Annotated in this window: 15 protein-coding genes; 13 read left to right on the top strand and 2 right to left on the bottom strand. The window is 49.6% G+C overall.

The window, feature by feature from the left end:
* Positions 1-107 precede the first annotated feature (107 nt).
* From DY231_RS12660 to DY231_RS12615, 11 genes are all read left to right on the top strand, one after another.
* Positions 108-2,750, top strand: a complete 2,643-nt coding sequence (locus DY231_RS12660; protein ID WP_115628746.1) for a YdbH family protein — start codon at positions 108-110, stop codon at positions 2,748-2,750.
* Positions 2,747-2,947 (top strand): YnbE family lipoprotein, encoded by a 201-nt coding sequence (locus DY231_RS12655; protein ID WP_034495239.1) that lies wholly within the window; start codon positions 2,747-2,749, stop codon positions 2,945-2,947. Before DY231_RS12660 ends, DY231_RS12655 begins: the two co-directional genes overlap by 4 nt.
* Before the next feature lie 2 nt (positions 2,948-2,949).
* A complete protein-coding gene (locus tag DY231_RS12650) occupies positions 2,950-3,276 on the top strand; it encodes a YdbL family probable chaperone protein (RefSeq protein ID WP_115631837.1) in 327 nt (108 codons plus the stop codon).
* A 60-nt stretch (positions 3,277-3,336) separates the two neighbouring features.
* A complete protein-coding gene (locus DY231_RS12645) occupies positions 3,337-3,648 on the top strand; it encodes a hypothetical protein (protein WP_115628744.1) in 312 nt (103 codons plus the stop codon).
* 525 nt (positions 3,649-4,173) lie between these two features.
* A complete protein-coding gene (locus DY231_RS12640) occupies positions 4,174-5,559 on the top strand; it encodes a diaminobutyrate--2-oxoglutarate transaminase (RefSeq protein ID WP_115628742.1) in 1,386 nt (461 codons plus the stop codon).
* A 17-nt stretch (positions 5,560-5,576) separates the two neighbouring features.
* The gene (locus DY231_RS12635) at positions 5,577-7,046 is read left to right on the top strand and encodes a pyridoxal phosphate-dependent decarboxylase family protein (protein WP_034495242.1); all 1,470 of its coding nucleotides are present in this window, start codon (positions 5,577-5,579) and stop codon (positions 7,044-7,046) included.
* A gap of 902 nt (positions 7,047-7,948) precedes the next feature.
* Complete coding sequence (locus DY231_RS12630; protein WP_115628740.1) at positions 7,949-8,962, top strand: glycosyltransferase family 2 protein; 1,014 nt, start codon at positions 7,949-7,951, stop codon at positions 8,960-8,962.
* The gene (locus tag DY231_RS12625; protein WP_256682665.1) at positions 8,959-9,600 is read left to right on the top strand and encodes a class I SAM-dependent methyltransferase; all 642 of its coding nucleotides are present in this window, start codon (positions 8,959-8,961) and stop codon (positions 9,598-9,600) included. The genes DY231_RS12630 and DY231_RS12625 overlap by 4 nt, the downstream gene beginning before the upstream one ends.
* A complete protein-coding gene (locus tag DY231_RS12620; RefSeq protein ID WP_115628738.1) occupies positions 9,567-10,487 on the top strand; it encodes a hypothetical protein in 921 nt (306 codons plus the stop codon). Before DY231_RS12625 ends, DY231_RS12620 begins: the two co-directional genes overlap by 34 nt.
* A complete protein-coding gene (locus tag DY231_RS25135) occupies positions 10,480-10,794 on the top strand; it encodes a hypothetical protein (RefSeq protein ID WP_147295645.1) in 315 nt (104 codons plus the stop codon). Before DY231_RS12620 ends, DY231_RS25135 begins: the two co-directional genes overlap by 8 nt.
* A gap of 77 nt (positions 10,795-10,871) precedes the next feature.
* Complete coding sequence (locus DY231_RS12615) at positions 10,872-12,383, top strand: hypothetical protein (RefSeq protein WP_147295644.1); 1,512 nt, start codon at positions 10,872-10,874, stop codon at positions 12,381-12,383.
* A 75-nt stretch (positions 12,384-12,458) separates the two neighbouring features.
* Here the strand turns inward: DY231_RS12615 and azoR are convergent, their stop codons facing one another.
* Positions 12,459-13,064, bottom strand: a complete 606-nt coding sequence (gene azoR, locus DY231_RS12610) for an FMN-dependent NADH-azoreductase (protein ID WP_115628733.1) — start codon at positions 13,062-13,064, stop codon at positions 12,459-12,461.
* A 205-nt stretch (positions 13,065-13,269) separates the two neighbouring features.
* Here azoR and hrpA point away from each other — a divergent pair, with 205 nt between their 5' ends.
* Both hrpA and DY231_RS12600 read left to right on the top strand, forming a co-directional pair.
* Positions 13,270-17,169, top strand: coding sequence for an ATP-dependent RNA helicase HrpA (hrpA, locus tag DY231_RS12605; protein ID WP_115628731.1), 3,900 nt, complete (start codon positions 13,270-13,272; stop codon positions 17,167-17,169).
* A gap of 63 nt (positions 17,170-17,232) precedes the next feature.
* A complete protein-coding gene (locus DY231_RS12600) occupies positions 17,233-17,997 on the top strand; it encodes an SDR family oxidoreductase (RefSeq protein WP_034495256.1) in 765 nt (254 codons plus the stop codon).
* A 63-nt stretch (positions 17,998-18,060) separates the two neighbouring features.
* On the opposite strand, the gene pepT is transcribed toward DY231_RS12600, so the two are convergent.
* Entirely contained in the window at positions 18,061-19,290 is a 1,230-nt protein-coding gene (gene pepT, locus DY231_RS12595) for a peptidase T (RefSeq protein WP_115628729.1), read from the bottom strand.
* Positions 19,291-19,296 lie beyond the last annotated feature (6 nt).

Below are 19,296 nucleotides of genomic sequence, written 5' to 3'. Positions count from 1 at the left end.
GTTAGCTACGCTTAAACCAGACATGACCTTCACGCCCGGACCGAATCATGCAAGAATCATTGCATATGTCGGCTTAAATTGTCGCTGAATCAGGATATTAACCACCCATGAAGGGTAAATATAAAGCCATTATTGCACTGGTGCTGATACTCATCCTGTTGCCACTAACGCTCTTGATGACTATAGCCCATTGGCTACCGACGCTTGCCGGGATTTGGCTGCCGCAAGGGACGCGAATCGCCATGGAGGCCAGCCCACGCTTTGCCCGTGGTGCCATTCTGGTGCCCGATCTGCGCTACCTTGCCGGGGATTGTGAACTCGCCACCCTCAAAGACGCCACGCTGAGTCACCCAAAACGCTGGCGCATCCATCTGAACACGCTGAATCTGAACATTGATTGCCTGAGTAAAATCCCATCTGACGCCTCCGCACCTGCGGCACCTCGCTCTTTGCAAGAGTGGCAATCATTGCTGCCTGAAAGCTTGTTAACTATAGATAGGGTCAATGTGACCCCGTTTCAACAGTTCTCCGGCGCTTTGCGTCTGACGCTGACTCCCCAGCAACAGTCTCTGCATTACGATGGGGCATCAATAACTGTTGATGCGCAGTTGAACGGGCAAATACTGGAGCTGAAAAAGCTAAAAATTCAGGCACTGGCGGGCATGGAACCCGTGGAGTTAGCCGGAACGGTCACGCTGCCGTTAATGACCGATGGAGTGCCGGAACAGGGGCATTTATCCACGAAGTTGCGCATTCCGCAGGAGCCTGAACTGGTGGATCTGGTGCTGGACTGGAGCGAAGAAGAGGGCACTTTTATTGTGTCTAAACCTGGCTCGGCCGAAGCGCTGCTCAGTTTGCCCTGGGCAATCAGTGAAAACATTTTTGAAGTGAATGGTGGACAGTGGTTCTGGCCGTACGCCGGTTTCCCGTTGCGTGGGGGTGTTGCCCTGCGGGTAGATGACTGGAGGAAGGGGCTCGAAAACGCGGTGATCAGCGGTCGGATGAACGTCATCACTCAGGGCAGCGCTGGTAAAGGCAATGCGGTGCTCAATATTGGCCCTGGGAAACTCAGCCTCGAAAATAGCGCATTGCCGGTGCAGTTAACCGGTGAGGCAAAGCAAAATGGGATGGTGTTTTACGCGATGTTGCCCGGGGAAATTAGCGGTGCCATTGCCGACCCTAAACTGCTGTTCCGCCCGGGCGCGCTTTTACGTTCACGTGGACGGGTGATTGATTCTATAGATGTGGATGAAATTCGTTGGCCGCTGGCGGGTGTCAGTGTCTCGCAGCAGGGTGTGGATGGGCGTTTGCAGGCGATTGTTCGCGCTCATGAAAACGAGATGGGAAGTTTCGTGCTCCATCTGGACGGGCGAGCGGACAACTTTTTACCCGATGCCGGATTGTGGCGCTGGAAATACTGGGGTAATGGCGAGTTCAATCCAATGCAGGCGAAGTGGGATGTGCGTGGTCAGGGTGAATGGCGCGATAGCGTCATCGAACTTAGCTCGCTTTCCACAGGGTTCGATAAACTTCAGTATGGCTCGATGTTAGTCACTCAACCGCGCCTGAAACTGGAAAAACCCTTGCACTGGCAACGTGCCGTGAATGCCCCGTCGTTTGATGGAACATTCACGCTGAATGCCGGAGAAACCACTTTTAGCGGTGGCAGCACGCTCCCTCCATCAATATTAACGTTCAGCGTGAACGGCGAAGACCCGACTTCGTTCCAGTATAAAGGAGACTTACACGCGGGGGCGATTGGCCCGGTGCGCGTGAATGGCCGCTGGGATGGCGAGCGCCTGCGAGGCAATGCGTGGTGGCCGCAACAGGGCCTGACCGTGTTCCAGCCGCTGATCCCCGCCGACTGGAAGATGACCTTAAAAGAGGGAACGCTGTATTCGCAGATCGCATTTTCCGCGGCGGCCGGACAAGGCTTTGAAGCAGGCGGTCATGGCGTGGTGAAAAACGGCAGCGTCTGGATGCCCGATAACCAGATTAATGGCGTCGATTTTGTGCTGCCGTTCCGCTTTAGTCATAGCACGTGGCAGTTGGGAACGGACGGCCCGGTCACGCTGCGCATTGCCGAAGTTAAAAACCAATTCAGTTCCACCAATATTACCGCCGATCTTGAAGGCTGGTATCCGTGGAGCGAAGCGCAGCCACTGATGCTCAGTAATGTTAATGTCGATATTCTGGGCGGAAAACTTCGTGTGCAACAGCTCCGCCTGCCTCAGCACGATGCCGCCTTGCTACGCTTAGAGAACATCTCTTCGAGTGAGTTGGTAACGGCGGTCAATCCTAAACAATTCACTATGTCCGGGCGCGTTAACGGGGCGCTGCCTCTGTGGCTCAACCATCCGCAGTGGATCATTAAAGATGGCTGGCTAACCAACCCTGGGCCGTTGACGTTAAGGTTGGATAAAGACATGGCAGATGCCATTGTCGAAAACAATATTGCCGCAGGTGTTGCGGTTAACTGGTTGCGATACATGGAAATTTCCCATTCCTGGACCCATATCAATTTAGATAATCTGGGCGTGCTAACTTTGCAGGCGAATGTGCAGGGCATAAGCCAGGTTGAAGGGAAAAGGAATGCGGTTCGGCTGAACTATAGCCATCAGGAAAACCTCTTTACGCTTTGGCGCAGTTTGCGTTTTGGGGATAATTTGCAAACCTGGCTTGAGCAACATACCGAATTGCCGGATGTGCGTTGTCAGACACGGGATAAAGCTTGTGAGGAAACACAATGAAAATCGTCATCGCCACGCTCATGATTTTAGGGTTTGCCACCCTGACGGGATGCACGCCGCGTATTGAAGTCGCCGCGCCCAAGGAACCCATCACCATTAATATGAACGTGAAAATTGAGCATGAGATTCATATTAAGGTAGATAAAGACGTTGAAACACTGCTTAAAAACCGCAGTGATCTGTTCGGCCAGGAGTGAGCCTGATGAAAACTATCCTCAAGGCTGTTTTATTGACGAGCTTGTTGATGAGCCAGCAGGTTATGGCGTTGACGCTCACCGAGGCGCGTCAGCAAGGGCGCGTAGGTGAAACCTATAGCGGCTATATTGCGCCCATCAAACAAGATAAAGAGACGCTGGCCCTGGTCAAAAGCATCAACGAAGCGCGTTCACAAAATTATCAGAAACTGGCGGATAGCAATAATATCTCGGCAAATCAGGTTGCCGAGTTGGCTGGGCAAAAATTAGTCGCGCGTGCACAAGCGGGTGAGTATGTCCGTGGAATAAATGGGCAGTGGATGAAAAAATAAGCGCACGGTAAGGCGCTGGGCTACACTCAAATGGCTCTTAAGGCATGTGAGGAACCATAAATGAAAAAGCTCATTTTGACCGTGGTGCTGGCCCTGGTTAGCACCGCAACCTTCGCGCAATTAACGATGACTCCAACCATTAATAACTCTGCTTCAGGCAATTCATCGAGCAGCAGCAAGCAAACAATTACAGCGCAGGGAACCAGCGACTTGCTCGGGAGCGATACGGTGGCCGGTATCGGCACAAGCGATACGGTAGCCGGACTGAGCGGTAGCGACTCGCAGACGATTAACCCAACGTCGACATCCTCACCGATGCCCGCATTCGGGCACACGGGCAATCTCAGGCAGCCTGGTTCAATCCGTCATTAAAAATGAATGTCATGGCCTTATCGCCATACAATTTTTTTGCTTGTTGAGATGTTATTTGAAATAAAAGCTTATTTTATCAGCTGGCTAATTTAAACGCAGCGGCTGGTTTTTATTCTATTTATTATATTCGCCTTATATTTTATACGTTCTTTCCTTATTAAGAATGATCTTCCCTCATAAAGCCACACAACTTCCCCGCCTGACGGACGAGAAAATGCCTGTTTGTATTCTTTATGCAGCGCCAATATCTTGAATGATATGTCTGAAAATTAGCAAAGTGCTGAACGTAAAGTCCACCCAAACACTGATTTTTAGAGTAAATCACTACAGTATAGATAACGCACTGATTTTCATAAAATAAACACAAGATAAAAACATTAAGACAACATACAGACATTAACAAAATAAAATATTGAGTAGAGAGAGAAAAGAACCTATATTGACGGCGTTTTTTACAGAGTGGTCAGTTTTTCTACATTTAATTATTCAACGGCTGATTAACGAATCGGCAGTTGTGGGAGAGATATGATGACGGATAAAGTCCGTATTGATAGTTTAGGTGCTAATTCATTAAATGGTAACAATGAAACCTATTTGGCCCGACAGGCTGAATTTGAATCGAATGTCAGGAGTTATCCGCGCAAACTGCCTTTAGCTATCGCTCAGGCAAACGGCGTTTGGATTACCGATGTGGAGAATAATCAATATCTTGATTGTCTGGCTGGTGCAGGTACGCTTGCCCTTGGTCATAATCACCCTGATGTGCTGCAAAGCATCCAAAACGTCATTACCAGCGGCTTGCCGTTACATACTTTGGATCTGACAACTCCGTTGAAAGATCAGTTCTCTGAATATCTTCTCTCTTTATTGCCGGGACAGGGTAAAGAGTATTGCCTGCAATTCACTGGCCCATCCGGTGCGGATGCGGTTGAAGCGGCGCTGAAACTGGCTAAAAAAGTCACAGGCCGTGCAGGCATTATCAGCTTCTCCGGCGGCTACCATGGCATGACCCATGGCGCACTTTCTGTGACAGGTAATTTGTCTCCGAAAGAAGCGGTTGACGGCATGATGCCAGAAGTTCAGTTCATGCCTTACCCGCATCAGTACCGCTGCCCACTGGGTATTGGCGGTGACGCTGGCGTTAAAGCATTAACTTACTACTTCGAAAACCTGATTAACGACGTTGAGAGTGGCGTGCGCAAACCTGCGGCAGTCATTCTGGAAGCGGTTCAGGGCGAAGGCGGCGTTAACCCGGCACCTGCCGAGTGGTTGCAGCGCATTCGTAAAGTCACTAAAGAACACGGCATTCTGCTGATCATCGATGAAGTCCAGGCTGGCTTCTGCCGTACCGGTAAACTGTTTGCTTACGAGCACGCCGGTATTGAGCCAGACATCATCGTTATGTCTAAAGCAGTAGGCGGCGGCTTGCCACTGGCTGTATTGGGCATTAAGAAAGAGTTCGATGCATGGTCACCTGGCCACCACACCGGTACTTTCCGTGGTAACCAACTGGCGATGGCAACCGGCCTGACTACGCTTAAGCATCTGACTGAAAACAAGATCGCTGACAAAGTTGCGGCACAGGGCGAATGGCTGAAAGGCCAACTGGCTAACCTGCAAAAACGTTACCCGGTTATCGGCCAGGTTCGTGGTCTGGGCTTAATGATCGGGATTGAGATTGTTAAACCAAACGAAGCGAAAGATCACATGGGTTGCTACCCGTCTGACCCAGAGCTGTCCGCACTGTTGCAGAAAAACTGCTTCAAAGCGGGCCTGATTCTGGAGCGCGGTGGTCGTAACGGTTGCGTACTGCGTCTGCTGCCATCCCTGCTTATCACCAACGATGAGCTGGCTATTTTCCTCGATAAGTTTGAGCAAGCGCTGCTGGCGTCTGGCATCAAACCTGTTTGAGTGGAGTGAGTGATCTGATGTCCGAACTAAACCCCATTCTGGCAGGCTCAGCCGAAAGCACTGAAGCCTACCAGCAGGCGATTGCACAGACCAGCGCGGCTGTTGTGCAATGGCTACAGCAACCTGAGATGTATCAGGGTAAATCTGTGACTGAATTGCGTGAGCGCATTCAGCTGGATTTCAATCCTCAGGGCCTGGGCAACCAGGTCGCTATTGAACGTGCGATTGAGTTTTTCTTAAAAGACAGTCTGTCAGTGCATCACCCGCAGTGTGTTGCGCACTTACATTGCCCAAGTCTGGTCATCAGCCAGGCGGCAGAAGTGCTGATCAACGCCACTAACCAGAGCATGGACTCCTGGGACCAAAGCCCGTCAGCCACCATCATCGAGATGAAGCTGATTGAATGGCTGCGTGCTCAGGTTGGTTATCAGGCTGGCGACGCAGGCGTATTCACCAGCGGCGGCACTCAGAGCAACCTGATGGGCCTGATGCTGGCGCGTGATGCGTTCTTTGCCCGTCAGGGTCATTCTATCCAACAAGATGGTCTGGTCGGCGATCTGCGTAAGATTAAAGTCCTGTGTTCTGAACATGCGCACTTCTCCGTGCAGAAGAACATGGCTTTGATGGGCCTTGGCTATCAGTCCGTGACGTTGGTGAAAACTGACGAGTTCGCGCGTATGGATATTAACGATCTGCGCGAGAAAGTGGCACAGGCTCAGGCTAACGGCGAGCAAATCCTGGCGATTGTCGCGACTGCCGGTACCACCGACGCGGGCGCTATCGACCCACTGCGTGAAATCGCGGCCCTTGCGGCGCAGCACCAGATTTGGGTGCATGTTGATGCGGCGTGGGGCGGGGCATTGCTGATGTCCGAGAAGTACCGTGACTATCTGGACGGTATTGAATTAGTGGATTCCATTACCCTGGACTTCCATAAGCAATATTTCCAGACCATCAGCTGCGGCGCATTCTTGCTCAAAGAAGCACGTCACTATGAATTGATGCGTTACCAGGCGGCTTATCTGAACTCTGAGTTCGATGAAGCGGCTGGCGTACCGAATCTGGTGTCAAAATCTTTGCAGACCACTCGTCGTTTCGATGCGCTGAAACTGTGGATGGGTCTTGAAGCCTTAGGTCAGAAGCAATATGCCGCGATCATCGATCACGGTGTAACGCTGGCGCAGCAAGTTGCGCAATACGTGACTGAACAACCGTCTCTGGAACTGGTGATGAAACCACAACTGGCGAGCGTGCTGTTCCGTTTCCGTCCTGAGCAACTGGCTGGTAGCGATGATGCAGCCATTGCGCTGCTGAACCAGAAAATCGGTGATGCTCTGCTGGACTCTGGCCGTGCGAACGTGGGTGTGACCGAGCACAACGGCGTGACCTGTCTGAAAATGACATTGCTGAACCCAACCGTAACGCTGGAAGATATTAAACTTCTGCTGGCGTTGGTTGAGAAAACAGCCCAGCCATTAATCGGCTAATGACGTTACCAAAGAGAGGCGGTTTAAACCGCCTCTCTTATATTCCACCAGCTCTCTATTCCTCGTCTCATTCATTCCCTGCAAATCTTTATCTCAATGTAATTTGTTTCGTGAATACATCATTCAAATTATATATTTTAAAGTTATTCTTTCCTGTTTGATTAAATCCAATCCATTGATTTAACGTGCTTATTTTTATTTCTTAATATCAAATAACACTAATTGCAAAACAATTTCCACACAGTTAATATTGCTTAAAATTTATTCCGTACATAATGAGCTTATACCGTGCTCATTCACTGACTGTGCCTGCGTTTCAAGGATGACAACGTTTTGATTATTCTGACAACATTAACTATTTTTATTCTAAAAATCTGTTACCCACAATATGACTGGAATGGACTGCGTAAGCGCATTTTCTTTTGGTGGATGATGAATAGCTTGTTCGCTTTTGCATTGCTTTATACCCAATGGTTTGGGCTTTCTTTTTTAGTCTCGTCGTTCTTATTGATCTTTATGTTGTTGTAGAAGTTTAAAGAATAAAAATAGATATACCGGGCAGAACTCATCAGCACATTGTGTTAGCCGGAAGACTAAGTGGAGTCATGACTGCATATTTACATTCTATGGTTTGATGGGGCTTACTTTTCTTTGTAACCCGCTGTTCGTATGCCTCTCTACAAACCACACTCAAAATCTGTATAAAAAAACCACAATATTTGTGATGTGAAGAGTAACGAACCTTTCATTAGATAACCCCTGCTTATTTAAACTTTTATGATTTCTAATGTTGTCCTTCCAGTAAACGGCAAAATAATTAATAATTCTTGACGCGCCTAAGAGAGCGTTCCTCTTGCCGTGGGCATCACAGCAAGAGCCCTATCAGAGCAAAGTGAGAATAAATGAAGTTAATTATACAAATTCCGTGTTTTAACGAAGCTCAGACTCTTTCTGTTGCCCTTTCTGCTCTGCCGCGTGCAGTTCCTGGTTTTGCTTCTGTCGAGTGGCTAATTATTGATGATGGTAGCCAGGACGATACCGTTGAAGTTGCCCGTGCACACGGTGTTGATCACATCGTCCGACACTCCGGTAATAAAGGATTAGCCAAGGCTTTTATGACAGGACTGGAGGCAAGCCTTCGTTTAGGGGCTGATGTTATTGTTAATACAGATGCTGACAACCAGTACAATGCAGACGATATACCCGCGCTGACCTTACCAATTATCCAACACCAAGCTGAGATAGTGGTCGGTGCACGACCTATTGGCGTCATCGAACATTTCTCGCCGGTCAAGAAAATGTTGCAGAAGCTAGGGAGTTGGGTCGTTCGCATAGCAAGCAATACTGATATTCCTGACGCCCCGAGCGGCTTTCGAGCAATCAGTCGTGCTGCTGCCCAGCGTCTTATGGTTTTCAATGATTATACGTACACGCTCGAAACCATTATTCAGGCTGGACAGAAAAATATGTCCATTGTTTCAGTTCCCATTCGTGTCAATGAAGACCTCCGTCCATCGCGTCTTGTAAAAAGCATTCCCTCTTATATCAAGCGTAGTATCGTTACCATCATTCGTATTTTCATGATTTATAGACCATTTAGTTTTTTTGCGACCATCGGTGCTGTTCTTTTTAGTGCCGGCTTGCTAATTGGCCTACGTTTTGTATGGCATTACTTGCATGGAAATGGCGATGGATATGTTCAATCTCTGATCCTGGCGTCCATTATGCTTGGTATGGGTTTTCAGACTTTACTTGTGGCTTTTCTAGCCGATCTTATGGCAGCGAACCGAAAACTGCTCGAAGATATTCGTTTTAAAACGGCGAATTTGCCTCAAAATCAGGATCCTGCTGTGGTTAAAAACGACAGTGAACTCACATTCGTGACAGTCGATAAAAAAACGAGAGACAACTTATGAGTATCAAAATTGCAGGTGGTGCAAAAGAAAATGGCATAGTTATTGGCAATACCTACGATAAGTACGGCTCACGTAACCCAATTGTAAAATGGATGATGAATGGATTTGAGTCGACATTATCGGAACTCGTGAATAAGGCATCACCTGAATCGATACACGAAATTGGCTGTGGGGAAGGTTACTGGGTGCTCTCCTGGAATGAAAAAGGGCTGTCAGCAAGAGGCTGTGACTTCTCTGTTGATGTTATTGATATCGCAAGAGAAAATGCCAAAAAACAAGAGTTGTCACCTTCGCTGTTTGAAGCTCGTAGCATATACGATCTTGATACAGTTCAAGACAGCGCTGACCTGGTGGTTTGTTGCGAGGTACTTGAGCATTTGGAAGATCCTGAGTCCGGTTTGAAAGCTCTTCAACGAGTAGCCAGAAAACACCTTATTGTCAGCGTGCCGCAAGAGCCGTTGTGGTGTGCATTAAATCTTGCAAGAGGCAAATATATTACCCGTTTTGGAAATACTCCGGGTCACTTACAGCATTGGTCAAAGAGAAGCTTCGTTGAGTTAGTTTCTAAGTACTTTGAGATTATTGAAATAAGAAGCCCACTACCATGGACAATGCTCTTATGCCGTCCGCGCGATTGAGGTTGTCTCCGCTGATAAAGCGCTTCCTTCATTGGGGAGGCAGCATCCTGGCGCTAGCAGGCGTTGTATTTGTTGCTTTTCGGTTGCACTCATACTGGATCCAACTCGATATTTCGAAAATTACACCATCGGCGTGGTGTCTGGTTGCCTTGTTGGCTTTGATTTATGGCTCGGCGAATTTTTTCCTTTCTGCCGCCTGGTGGCGGCTATTACGCTATCTAGGTACGTTTATAACCCTTGCTGGTGCCATTAGAATTTATGGGATATCACAACTTGCTAAATATTTACCGGGGAATATTTTCCATCTTGCAGGGCGGCAAGCACTGGGTATGGCCGCAGGCATACCATCCCTTGTGCTGGCTAAGTCGACAATTTGGGAACTTAGTGCGTTTGTTATTGCGGGAAGTCTATTTGCATGGTTGATTCTGCCTCTGATATTACCAGGTTTTCCTGAAGCTGCGAGTGTCCTTCTTCTTGTGGGATCGGCAACAGTACTTGCATTATTTTTACGAAGAATTATCGGACCCCAGCCGATGTGGTCGTTTGTGTATCAGTTATTCTTTTTGGTCATTTCAGGGATGGTTTTTGTTGCCTTGCTTGTGCTTATAAGAAATGGCAAAGGTTTCGCTTTTCAGGAATGCCTGTTGATCGGTGGCGCTTACATTCTTGCCTGGCTGGTGGGATTAGTGACCCCAGGTGCCCCTGCGGGGGTAGGTGTTCGCGAAATGATACTCCTTCTATTACTGAAGGGGCTGGTCGCTGAGATGGACTTACTCATGGCTGTTTTGCTTGGTCGATTGGTCACTGTAATTGGCGATTTGCTATTTTTTGTCGCCACGTCGTTAATACCTAACAAACTGTGTTTTTTAGAGAAAAACAATGCCTGAAAATAAACCCTGGTCTTTCCGAGAATTACTATTGGCTATACTGACCTTTCTTTTGGTCATTTTTGTCTATGGGGCAGTGCCATTCCTGATGGTACCTACTCTTGGCCAGACTGTCTGGTCAATGGGTTTCGCGCAATCTTTAGCTAATGGTCCACTGTTAGATTTCTCTGCCCATGACTTTGGAATTCCAAATCCCGCCTCAATTGCATTTGGTTTGGCTGGAGTATGGACTGCAAGTATTTTAATTCGTTTGAGTATCCCCCCGTCGATTCATATTCAACCATGGCTGTACTTTGGTTGGCATTAGCCATGTTATCTGCTTATCAAATCGCTCGTAGATTAGGGGCAACGCGTTCAGTAGCCCTACTCGGTGGATTGGTTTGGATGACTATGCCAATCATTTGGAAGCATTCAGGATACAGTATGCTTTCTTTGGGGATGGCGCTAATGTCCTTATATTTTCTCGCGGTCTTCCAACTATTTTGTATAAAAAAGGGTGAGAATCGAATTTCCCTTGTGGCAGTTGCTGTTTATTTCATGGCCGCAATAGTGGCTATATTCATGGATGGCTATACCTTCATGATGTTCGCCACGGGCGCCAACATATTGTTGCTTTATTCATTCGTTACTCGGCCTGAACTCAGAAGTTCTCTAATAAAAATTGCGTTGCCAACACATGTCGTAAGCTTTGGTGTGGCCTATGTGCTGTTTAGCACCTATATAGGAAAATCAGGTTTTGACGCGTATGAAATGGATTTCTTTAGGGGTTGGGGTCTTGATTTGTCGACTCTTGTCATTCCGACAAAGGGTGTTCTCTGGCTACCCGACTTGCTGGGGCTCAGTGTAAAACGCACAGATGAACTTTATTTTGGAGACGAGTCTGTTTGGGTAACTACTTTTGCGCTACCGGTGCTATTGCTAGGACTGATTTCCTGGTGGCGGGTTAAACGCCAAATGTCTATAGCTACAGGCATTTTGTTTGTTGCTATCCTCGGCTTCTACATGGCACTAGGTCCCTCATTAAAAATTAACTCGACTAAACCTGTTGAGTTACAACTGTCTCATCCCCGCCATGAAAGTGCATTGATGCAGGAGGAATACGCTGTAATTCCTACGGGTAATGCATGGATTTCTGAAAATTTACCGGGTTTCAATGTGATGCGTGCATCGTATAGATGGTCTGTGCTTGGAATCTTTGCACTTTGGTTCTTGGTCATGATTCAAATCTCGCGCAACAATAAGAAAAATAGCCCGCTATGGGTGATGGCATTGATTGCACTGATAATGTTTAACTTGCCTGATCTTCAGAAACGTTGGCATGAGGGGCGGGATTATCGATCTATGTTTAAGCAGATTGATAACGATTTAGTGACTGCTCTTCGCCAACATGTCCATCCCGCTGAGAAGGTAGCATTTATACCTTGGGGGAATGATTTTATGGCCAACTATCTTGCGCCTGCAGCAGGGTTCCGCACCTTCAATATCGGCGGTGACAAAAATTTGAATGCCGCGCAGTTAAGCTGGCCAACGGAATTTTTGGCACTGGGAGGGAGCATTGATGTTACTAGAGCTCAAGCTGCAATAAAGTTGTTAACCGAAGGAACTGCTGATGTGCTTATTATTCCTTACTTCAACATGCAATGGGCTCCGCAGATGTGGCCATGCCTTGAGCAAACTACAGCAAAGCTAAATAGCGACCAGCGCGAGATATTCATGAGTTTTCCTGAGTTTATTTGCCCGGACAAAAGAAAATTAGAGCTTCAGTCCGTTATTCACGCATTGCGCGAGCAGCCAAATGTTGAGGTAGTCGACACCGCATTATTTGCCACAATAAGATTGCGGCCGGAATTATCAGGTGCAGAAAACCATCCAATCTCTCCTGATACTGTTAATTAATCTTAATAACATATCAGCATAAAAAAACGGCAAACAAATGTTTGCCGTTTTTCAAATCAAAGTACGACACGGATATTAAGCAGTAACGATGCTATCAATCGCCGCTTTCGCATCAGTCTGTGCTTTGGTCGCCACTTCCGGGCCGTAAGCAATGCCTTCAGCGAAGACATAGTTCACATCGGTAATACCGATAAAGCCTAAGAAAATGTTCAGATACGGAACCAGCAGATCGGTTGGGGTATCTTTATGAATACCGCCACGGCTGGTCAGAACCACAGCACGTTTACCGGTAATCAGGCCTTCTGGGCCTTTTTCGGTGTAACGGAAAGTCACACCCGCACGCGCAACCAAGTCGAAATAGTTCTTCAACTGTGTTGGAATGTTGAAGTTGTACATTGGGGCGTTGATAACAATCACATCGTGAGCTTTAAGCTCTGCAATCAGTTCGTCAGACAGCGCCAGCGCTTCTTGCTGACGTGGAGACAGTGGGGCATCGCTTGGACGCAGTGCGCCAACCAACTCACCGTCCAATACCGGGATTGGATTAGCAGCTAAATCACGCACGGTGATTTCATCTGCGCTATGCTCTTCACGCCATTGTTCAACGAAATAGTCAGACAGCTGATTTGACTGAGAGTAACCTGCCAGGATGCTGGATTTCAGAACTAATACTTTGCTCATGGGTGATTCCTTTGTTGTGTTCATTCGGACAAATTGCCCGTTTCTGTGAAGTACTTTATTCACAATCCGATTGCAGTGATAGCGCAATATATCGAACTCTATGTTCGATTTTATTGAACAAGGCGTCAAAAGGCGTGATGTGCTAATCTAGCGCCAATTAACGATAAAGACTTACCAGGCAGTGCGCTGCCCAGATGACTACGCAATGGAAAACATAAAACCCTCACTGTCCTCATTATTCTCTCGCCTCGACGGCTTAATGCTACGCGACAGACAACGCTTCTCCCGCCGTATCCATGGCGCGAAGAAGGTGAAAAATCCTGAATCGCAACAGGCGGTGTTAGATGCACTGGCCCAGGAAATCGAAGCGGCAGCCGGTAAGGTTCTGCTGCGCGCAGCCTCGCGGCCTAAAATCACCTACCCGGAAAACCTACCTGTTAGCCAGAAGAAACAGGATATTTACGCTGCCATTCGCGACCACCAGGTGGTTATCGTGGCGGGTGAAACCGGCTCAGGTAAAACCACGCAGTTGCCAAAAATCTGCATGGAACTGGGGCGCGGGTTAACAGGACTGATTGGTCACACGCAGCCGCGCCGTTTGGCGGCAAGAACTGTGGCCAACCGTATTGCCGAAGAGTTGCAAACCGAGCCGGGCGGGTGCGTCGGGTACAAGGTGCGTTTCACCGAACACGTCAGTGAAAACACCATGGTCAAGCTGATGACCGACGGCATCTTGCTGGCGGAAATTCAGCAAGACCGACTGCTGATGCAGTACGACACCATCATCATCGATGAAGCGCACGAACGCAGCCTGAATATCGATTTCCTGCTGGGCTATTTGCGTGAACTCTTGCCACGTCGCCCGGATTTGAAAATCATTATTACCTCGGCGACCATCGACCCGGAACGCTTCTCGCGCCATTTCAACAATGCGCCGATCATCGAAGTTTCAGGCCGGACCTATCCGGTCGAAGTGCGTTACCGCCCGATTGTCGAAGACGCCGACGATACCGACCGCGACCAGCTACAGGCGATTTTTGATGCGGTTGATGAGTTAGGCCACGAAAGCGCCGGTGACATTCTGATTTTCATGAGCGGTGAGCGCGAAATTCGCGACACTGCGGATGCGCTCAACAAGCTGAATCTGCCGCACACCGAAGTGCTGCCGCTGTACGCACGCTTATCAAATAGCGAGCAAAACCGCGTGTTCCAGTCGCATGTCGGGCGGCGCATTGTGCTGGCGACCAACGTGGCTGAAACCTCGCTCACCGTGCCGGGCATTAAATACGTTATCGACCCAGGCACGGCGCGTATCAGCCGTTACAGCTACCGCACTAAAGTGCAGCGCTTGCCGATTGAACCGGTTTCGCAGGCGTCGGCAAACCAGCGTAAAGGGCGTTGCGGGCGTGTCTCCGACGGGATCTGTATTCGTCTGTATTCCGAAGACGATTTCCAGTCGCGCCCGGAATTTACCGACCCGGAAATTCTGCGCACCAACCTGGCGTCCGTTATCTTGCAGATGACGTCCCTGGGGCTTGGCGATATCGCCGCGTTCCCGTTCGTCGAAGCGCCGGATAAACGCAATATTCAGGACGGCGTGCGCCTGCTTGAAGAACTTGGCGCGATTACCAGCGAGGCCGATCTCAGCGTCTACAAGTTAACGTCTTCTGGCCGTCAGCTTGCACAATTGCCGGTCGACCCACGCCTCGCACGTATGGTGCTGGAAGCGCAGAAATTTGGCTGCGTGCGTGAAGTGATGATCATCACCGCCGGTTTGTCGATTCAGGACCCGCGCGAGCGCCCGATGGACAAACAGCAGGCGTCAGACGAAAAACATCGTCGTTTCCACGACAAAGAATCTGATTTCCTGGCCTACGTGAATCTGTGGAACTACCTCGGCGAGCAGCAAAAAGAGTTGTCATCGAACCAGTTCCGCCGCCAGTGCAAGCTCGATTACCTCAACTACCTGCGCGTGCGTGAATGGCAAGACATCTACACCCAGTTGCGCCAGGTGGTGAAAGAACTTGGCTTGCCGATTAACAGCGAACCGGCTGATTTCCGCTCGGTTCACTGCGCATTGCTGACCGGTTTACTTTCCCATATCGGCCAGAAAGACGCCGATAAACAGGAATACACCGGGGCGCGTAACGCCCGTTTTTCCATCTTCCCAGGCTCCGGTTTATTCAAAAAACCGCCTAAATGGACGATGGTCGCCGAACTGGTGGAAACCAGCCGCCTGTGGGGGCGGATTGCCGCCCGCATCGACCCGGAATGGGTAGAGCCGCTGGCACAGCACTTACTCAAACGCTCATACAGCGAACCGCACTGGGAGAAATCGCAGGGCGCGGTCATGGCGACAGAAAAAGTCACGTTGTACGGTTTGCCGATTGTTGCCGCCCGCAGCGTGAACTACAGCCAGATTGACCCGGCACTTTGCCGTGAGCTGTTTATTCGCCATGCGTTAGTTGAAGGCGACTGGCAGACCCGCCATGCGTTCTTCCGCGACAATCTCAAGTTGCGCAATGAAATTGAAGAACTTGAGCACAAGTCCCGCCGCCGCGACATCCTGGTGGACGACGACACGCTGTTTGAGTTTTACGACCAGCGCATAGCGCACGATGTCATTTCTGCTCGCCACTTTGATAACTGGTGGAAAAAGACCAGTAAAGAGACGCCGGACCTGCTCAATTTCGAAAAGAGCATGTTGATCAAAGAGGGCGCGGAACAGGTCAGCAAGCTCGACTACCCGAACTTCTGGCATCAGGGTAATCTCAAGCTACGCCTGACTTACCAGTTTGAACCGGGCGCGGATGCCGATGGTGTCACCGTGCATATTCCGCTGCCGCTATTAAACCAGGTTGAAGAGGCCGGTTTTGAATGGCAGATCCCGGGTGTGCGCCGTGAACTGGTGATTGCGCTGATTAAATCGCTGCCAAAACCGGTGCGCCGCAATTTTGTGCCTGCGCCAAACTACGCCGAAGCGTTTTTAGGCCGTGCCACGCCGCTGGAATTGCCGCTTCTGGAAAGTTTAGAGCGCGAATTCCGCCGTATGTCAGGCATCACCATTGACCGCGAAGACTGGCATTGGGATCAGGTGCCCGATCACCTGAAAATGACATTCCGCATCGTTGATGAGCACAATAAAAAGCTCAAAGAGGGGAAAGACCTCACCGAGTTGAAAGGGGGGCTGAAAGACAAAGTTCAGCAAACCCTCTCGGCGGTGGCAGACGACGGTATCGAACAAAGCGGCCTGCACATCTGGAGCTTTGGTTCACTGCCGGAAAGCTACGAGCAAAAACGTGGCAATTACCGCATGAAGGCATTCCCGGCGCTGGTGGATGAAAAAGAGAGCGTGGCAATCAAGCTGTTTGATAATCCGCTCGAACAGCAACAGGCGATGTGGCGGGGTTTGCGCCGTTTGCTGCTGCTAAACATTCCGTCGCCGATTAAATACCTGCATGAAAAGCTGCCGAATAAAGCCAAGCTCGGCCTGTACTTTAACCCGTACGGCAAAGTGATGGATTTGATTGATGACTGCATTTCTTGCGGCGTGGATAAACTGATCGCGCAGGCCGGTGGCCCGGTCTGGAGCGAAGAAGGTTTTGCGGCTCTGCATGAGAAAGTTCGCGCAGAACTCAACGAAACCGTGGTGGAAATTGCGAAGCAGGTCGAACAAATCCTCACGGCGGTGTTCAATATCAACAAACGCCTGAAAGGCCGCGTGGACATGACCATGGCGCTCGGTTTGTCAGATGTAAAAGCGCAAATGAGCGGCCTTGTGTATCGCGGTTTTGTCACCGGAAACGGCTACAAACGCCTCGGCGATACGCTGCGTTATCTGAATGCCATCGAGAAACGCCTCGAGAAAATGGCCGTCGATCCGCATCGTGACCGGGTGCAAATGCTGAAAGTGGAACATGTGCAGCAAACCTGGCAGCAGTGGCTGAATAAACTTCCGCCTGCTCGCCGCGTTGACGACGACGTGCTGGAAATCCGCTGGATGATTGAAGAGCTGCGCGTCAGCTTCTTTGCTCAACAACTCGGCACACCGTACCCGATTTCCGATAAGCGCATCTTGCAGGCGATGGAACAGATTACGGCGTAACCCCGGCTCCACTTCTATACTCCATGAGCGGTCAAATTCTGACCGCTCCACTGGGGTCCTCTCATGAAACGATTAGCCGATAAAGTTGCCATTGTTACCGGAGCCAGTTCTGGCATCGGATATGTCACCGCCAAACTGTTCGCCGCTGAAGGCGCAAAAGTGGTCGTCGGTGCCAGGCGTGAAGCCGAACTTGCTCAACTGGTTGATGAAATCAAAGCTGCGGGAGGCGAGGCCGTCGCCGTAACGGGCGATGTGCGCGAAGAAGCCTACGCTAAAGCGCTGGTGGATAAAGCGGTGCAAACATGGGGGCGTCTTGATATCGCCTTCAACAATGCGGGGACGTTAGGGGAAAATGGACCGAGTACTGAAGTCTCAGCGGAAGGGTTTGCCAATGCGGTTGCCATCAATCTGACCGGATCTTTCCTCGGAGCTAAACACCAAATTGCCGAAATGCTCAAACACGGCGGCGGCTCGGTGATCTTTACGTCTACGTTCGTCGGCTATTCTTTCGCGTTCCCACAAGTCGCCTCGTATGCCGCCAGCAAAGCCGGGTTAATTGGACTGACGCAGGCGTTAGCATCGGAATTTGGCCCGCAGAATATTCGCGTCAATTCTGTTTTACCGGGCGCGGTAGATACCGATATGTATCGCGATATGAATGATACGGCGGAATCGCAGGCATTTATTACCGGGCTGCACGCGCTCAAACGTGTAGGGAAACCTGAAGAAATCGCGCGCGCCGTATTATGGCTGGCGTCTGATGAATCGTCGTTCGTGACGGGTACTGCGTCCTTAGTGGACGGCGGGGCATCGATTAACGGCGTATAGTCATTATTCTTTTTGTAGGGTGGATGAATGCCGATTCATCCACCGTTTTGTAAAAGACCGGACTTATTTAGCCGCTAACAGACAAAGTTTCAGCGCCACGTTATAAGAGGCTTCAAACGCTCTCAACGGCAAAAATTCAAACTTAGAATGAAAATTATGCGCACCGGTAAAGAAGTTCGGCGTTAATAACCCTTTTGCTGAAAGTGCCGCACCATCGGTGCCACCGCGCATAGGAATGACCTTAGGCTCGATATCTAACTCCTTCATGGCCTCGAAAATAAGATCAATAGCGCGACGGTCGTCTTTAATGGCATTACTGATATTGCTGTATGTGTCGCTGATAGCAATTTCAACTTTTGCTGTAGGGTGTTGCGCGGCAATTTTTTCTGCGACAGCGCGTAATTGCTGTTTACGGGCTTCAAAATTCTGCGCGTCAAAATCACGGATATTGGCTTTCAATATTGCGTCGTTTTGTGTGGTGTTCATGCCGTTAAACCAAATATAGCCTTCGCGGCCCTCGGTATTCTCTGGTGTTTGCTGACGGTCGAAATGGCTGATGAAATCATGCGCCATTAGCAGCGGGTTCACTAATACACCTTTGGCGGACATCGGGTGCGCGGTGACGCCGGTAAAACGAATTTCAGCATGAGCGGCGTTGAAGTTTTCGTACACCACTTCACCTAATTCACAGCAGTCGATGGTCCAGGCAAAATCAACGGCAAAACGGGCCAGATCCAGCGCTTTTGCACCGCATAAACCTATCTCTTCATCCGGGACAAATGCGACCACAATATCGCCGTGCTTCATATCATCCGTCAGGTTTTCCAGCAGCGTCATCACCACAGTGACGGCAGATTTATTATCCGCACCCAGCACGCTGGTGCCATCGCTGAAAATGATCTCTTCGTTCGGATAAGCCAGGATTTCCGGGTGTTCAGCGATACGCAGCCAGATATCTTTCTCTGGGTTAAGACACAAATCATCGCCGGTAAAACGCAGGACCTGCGGGTGAATATCCGGTGAAAGCCCGACATCAACCGTATCAATATGTGTGATAAACCCCACGCGCGGCGCACCGGGAACATTGCCTTTTTTGACGGCGGTCACGGTGGCGTGCTCGTCGATAACCACATCATCCAGACCGAATTCGCGCAACTCTTGCGCCAGTAATTTTGCCATTTCATGTTGGCCGGGCGTGCTCGGCAAGGTGGCAGCGCCAGCCTGACTTTGGCTGGTTATCGCCAGATAGCGGAAGAAGCGTTGTGTTAATTGGTCTGCGAGCGGCGATGACATTGTTAT

The organism is Buttiauxella agrestis, from assembly GCF_900446255.1.
In the GTDB taxonomy this organism is placed as follows: domain Bacteria; phylum Pseudomonadota; class Gammaproteobacteria; order Enterobacterales; family Enterobacteriaceae; genus Buttiauxella; species Buttiauxella agrestis.
Note: the sequence above shows the minus strand (reverse complement) of the source record. Positions and strands in the feature narration are given on the sequence as shown.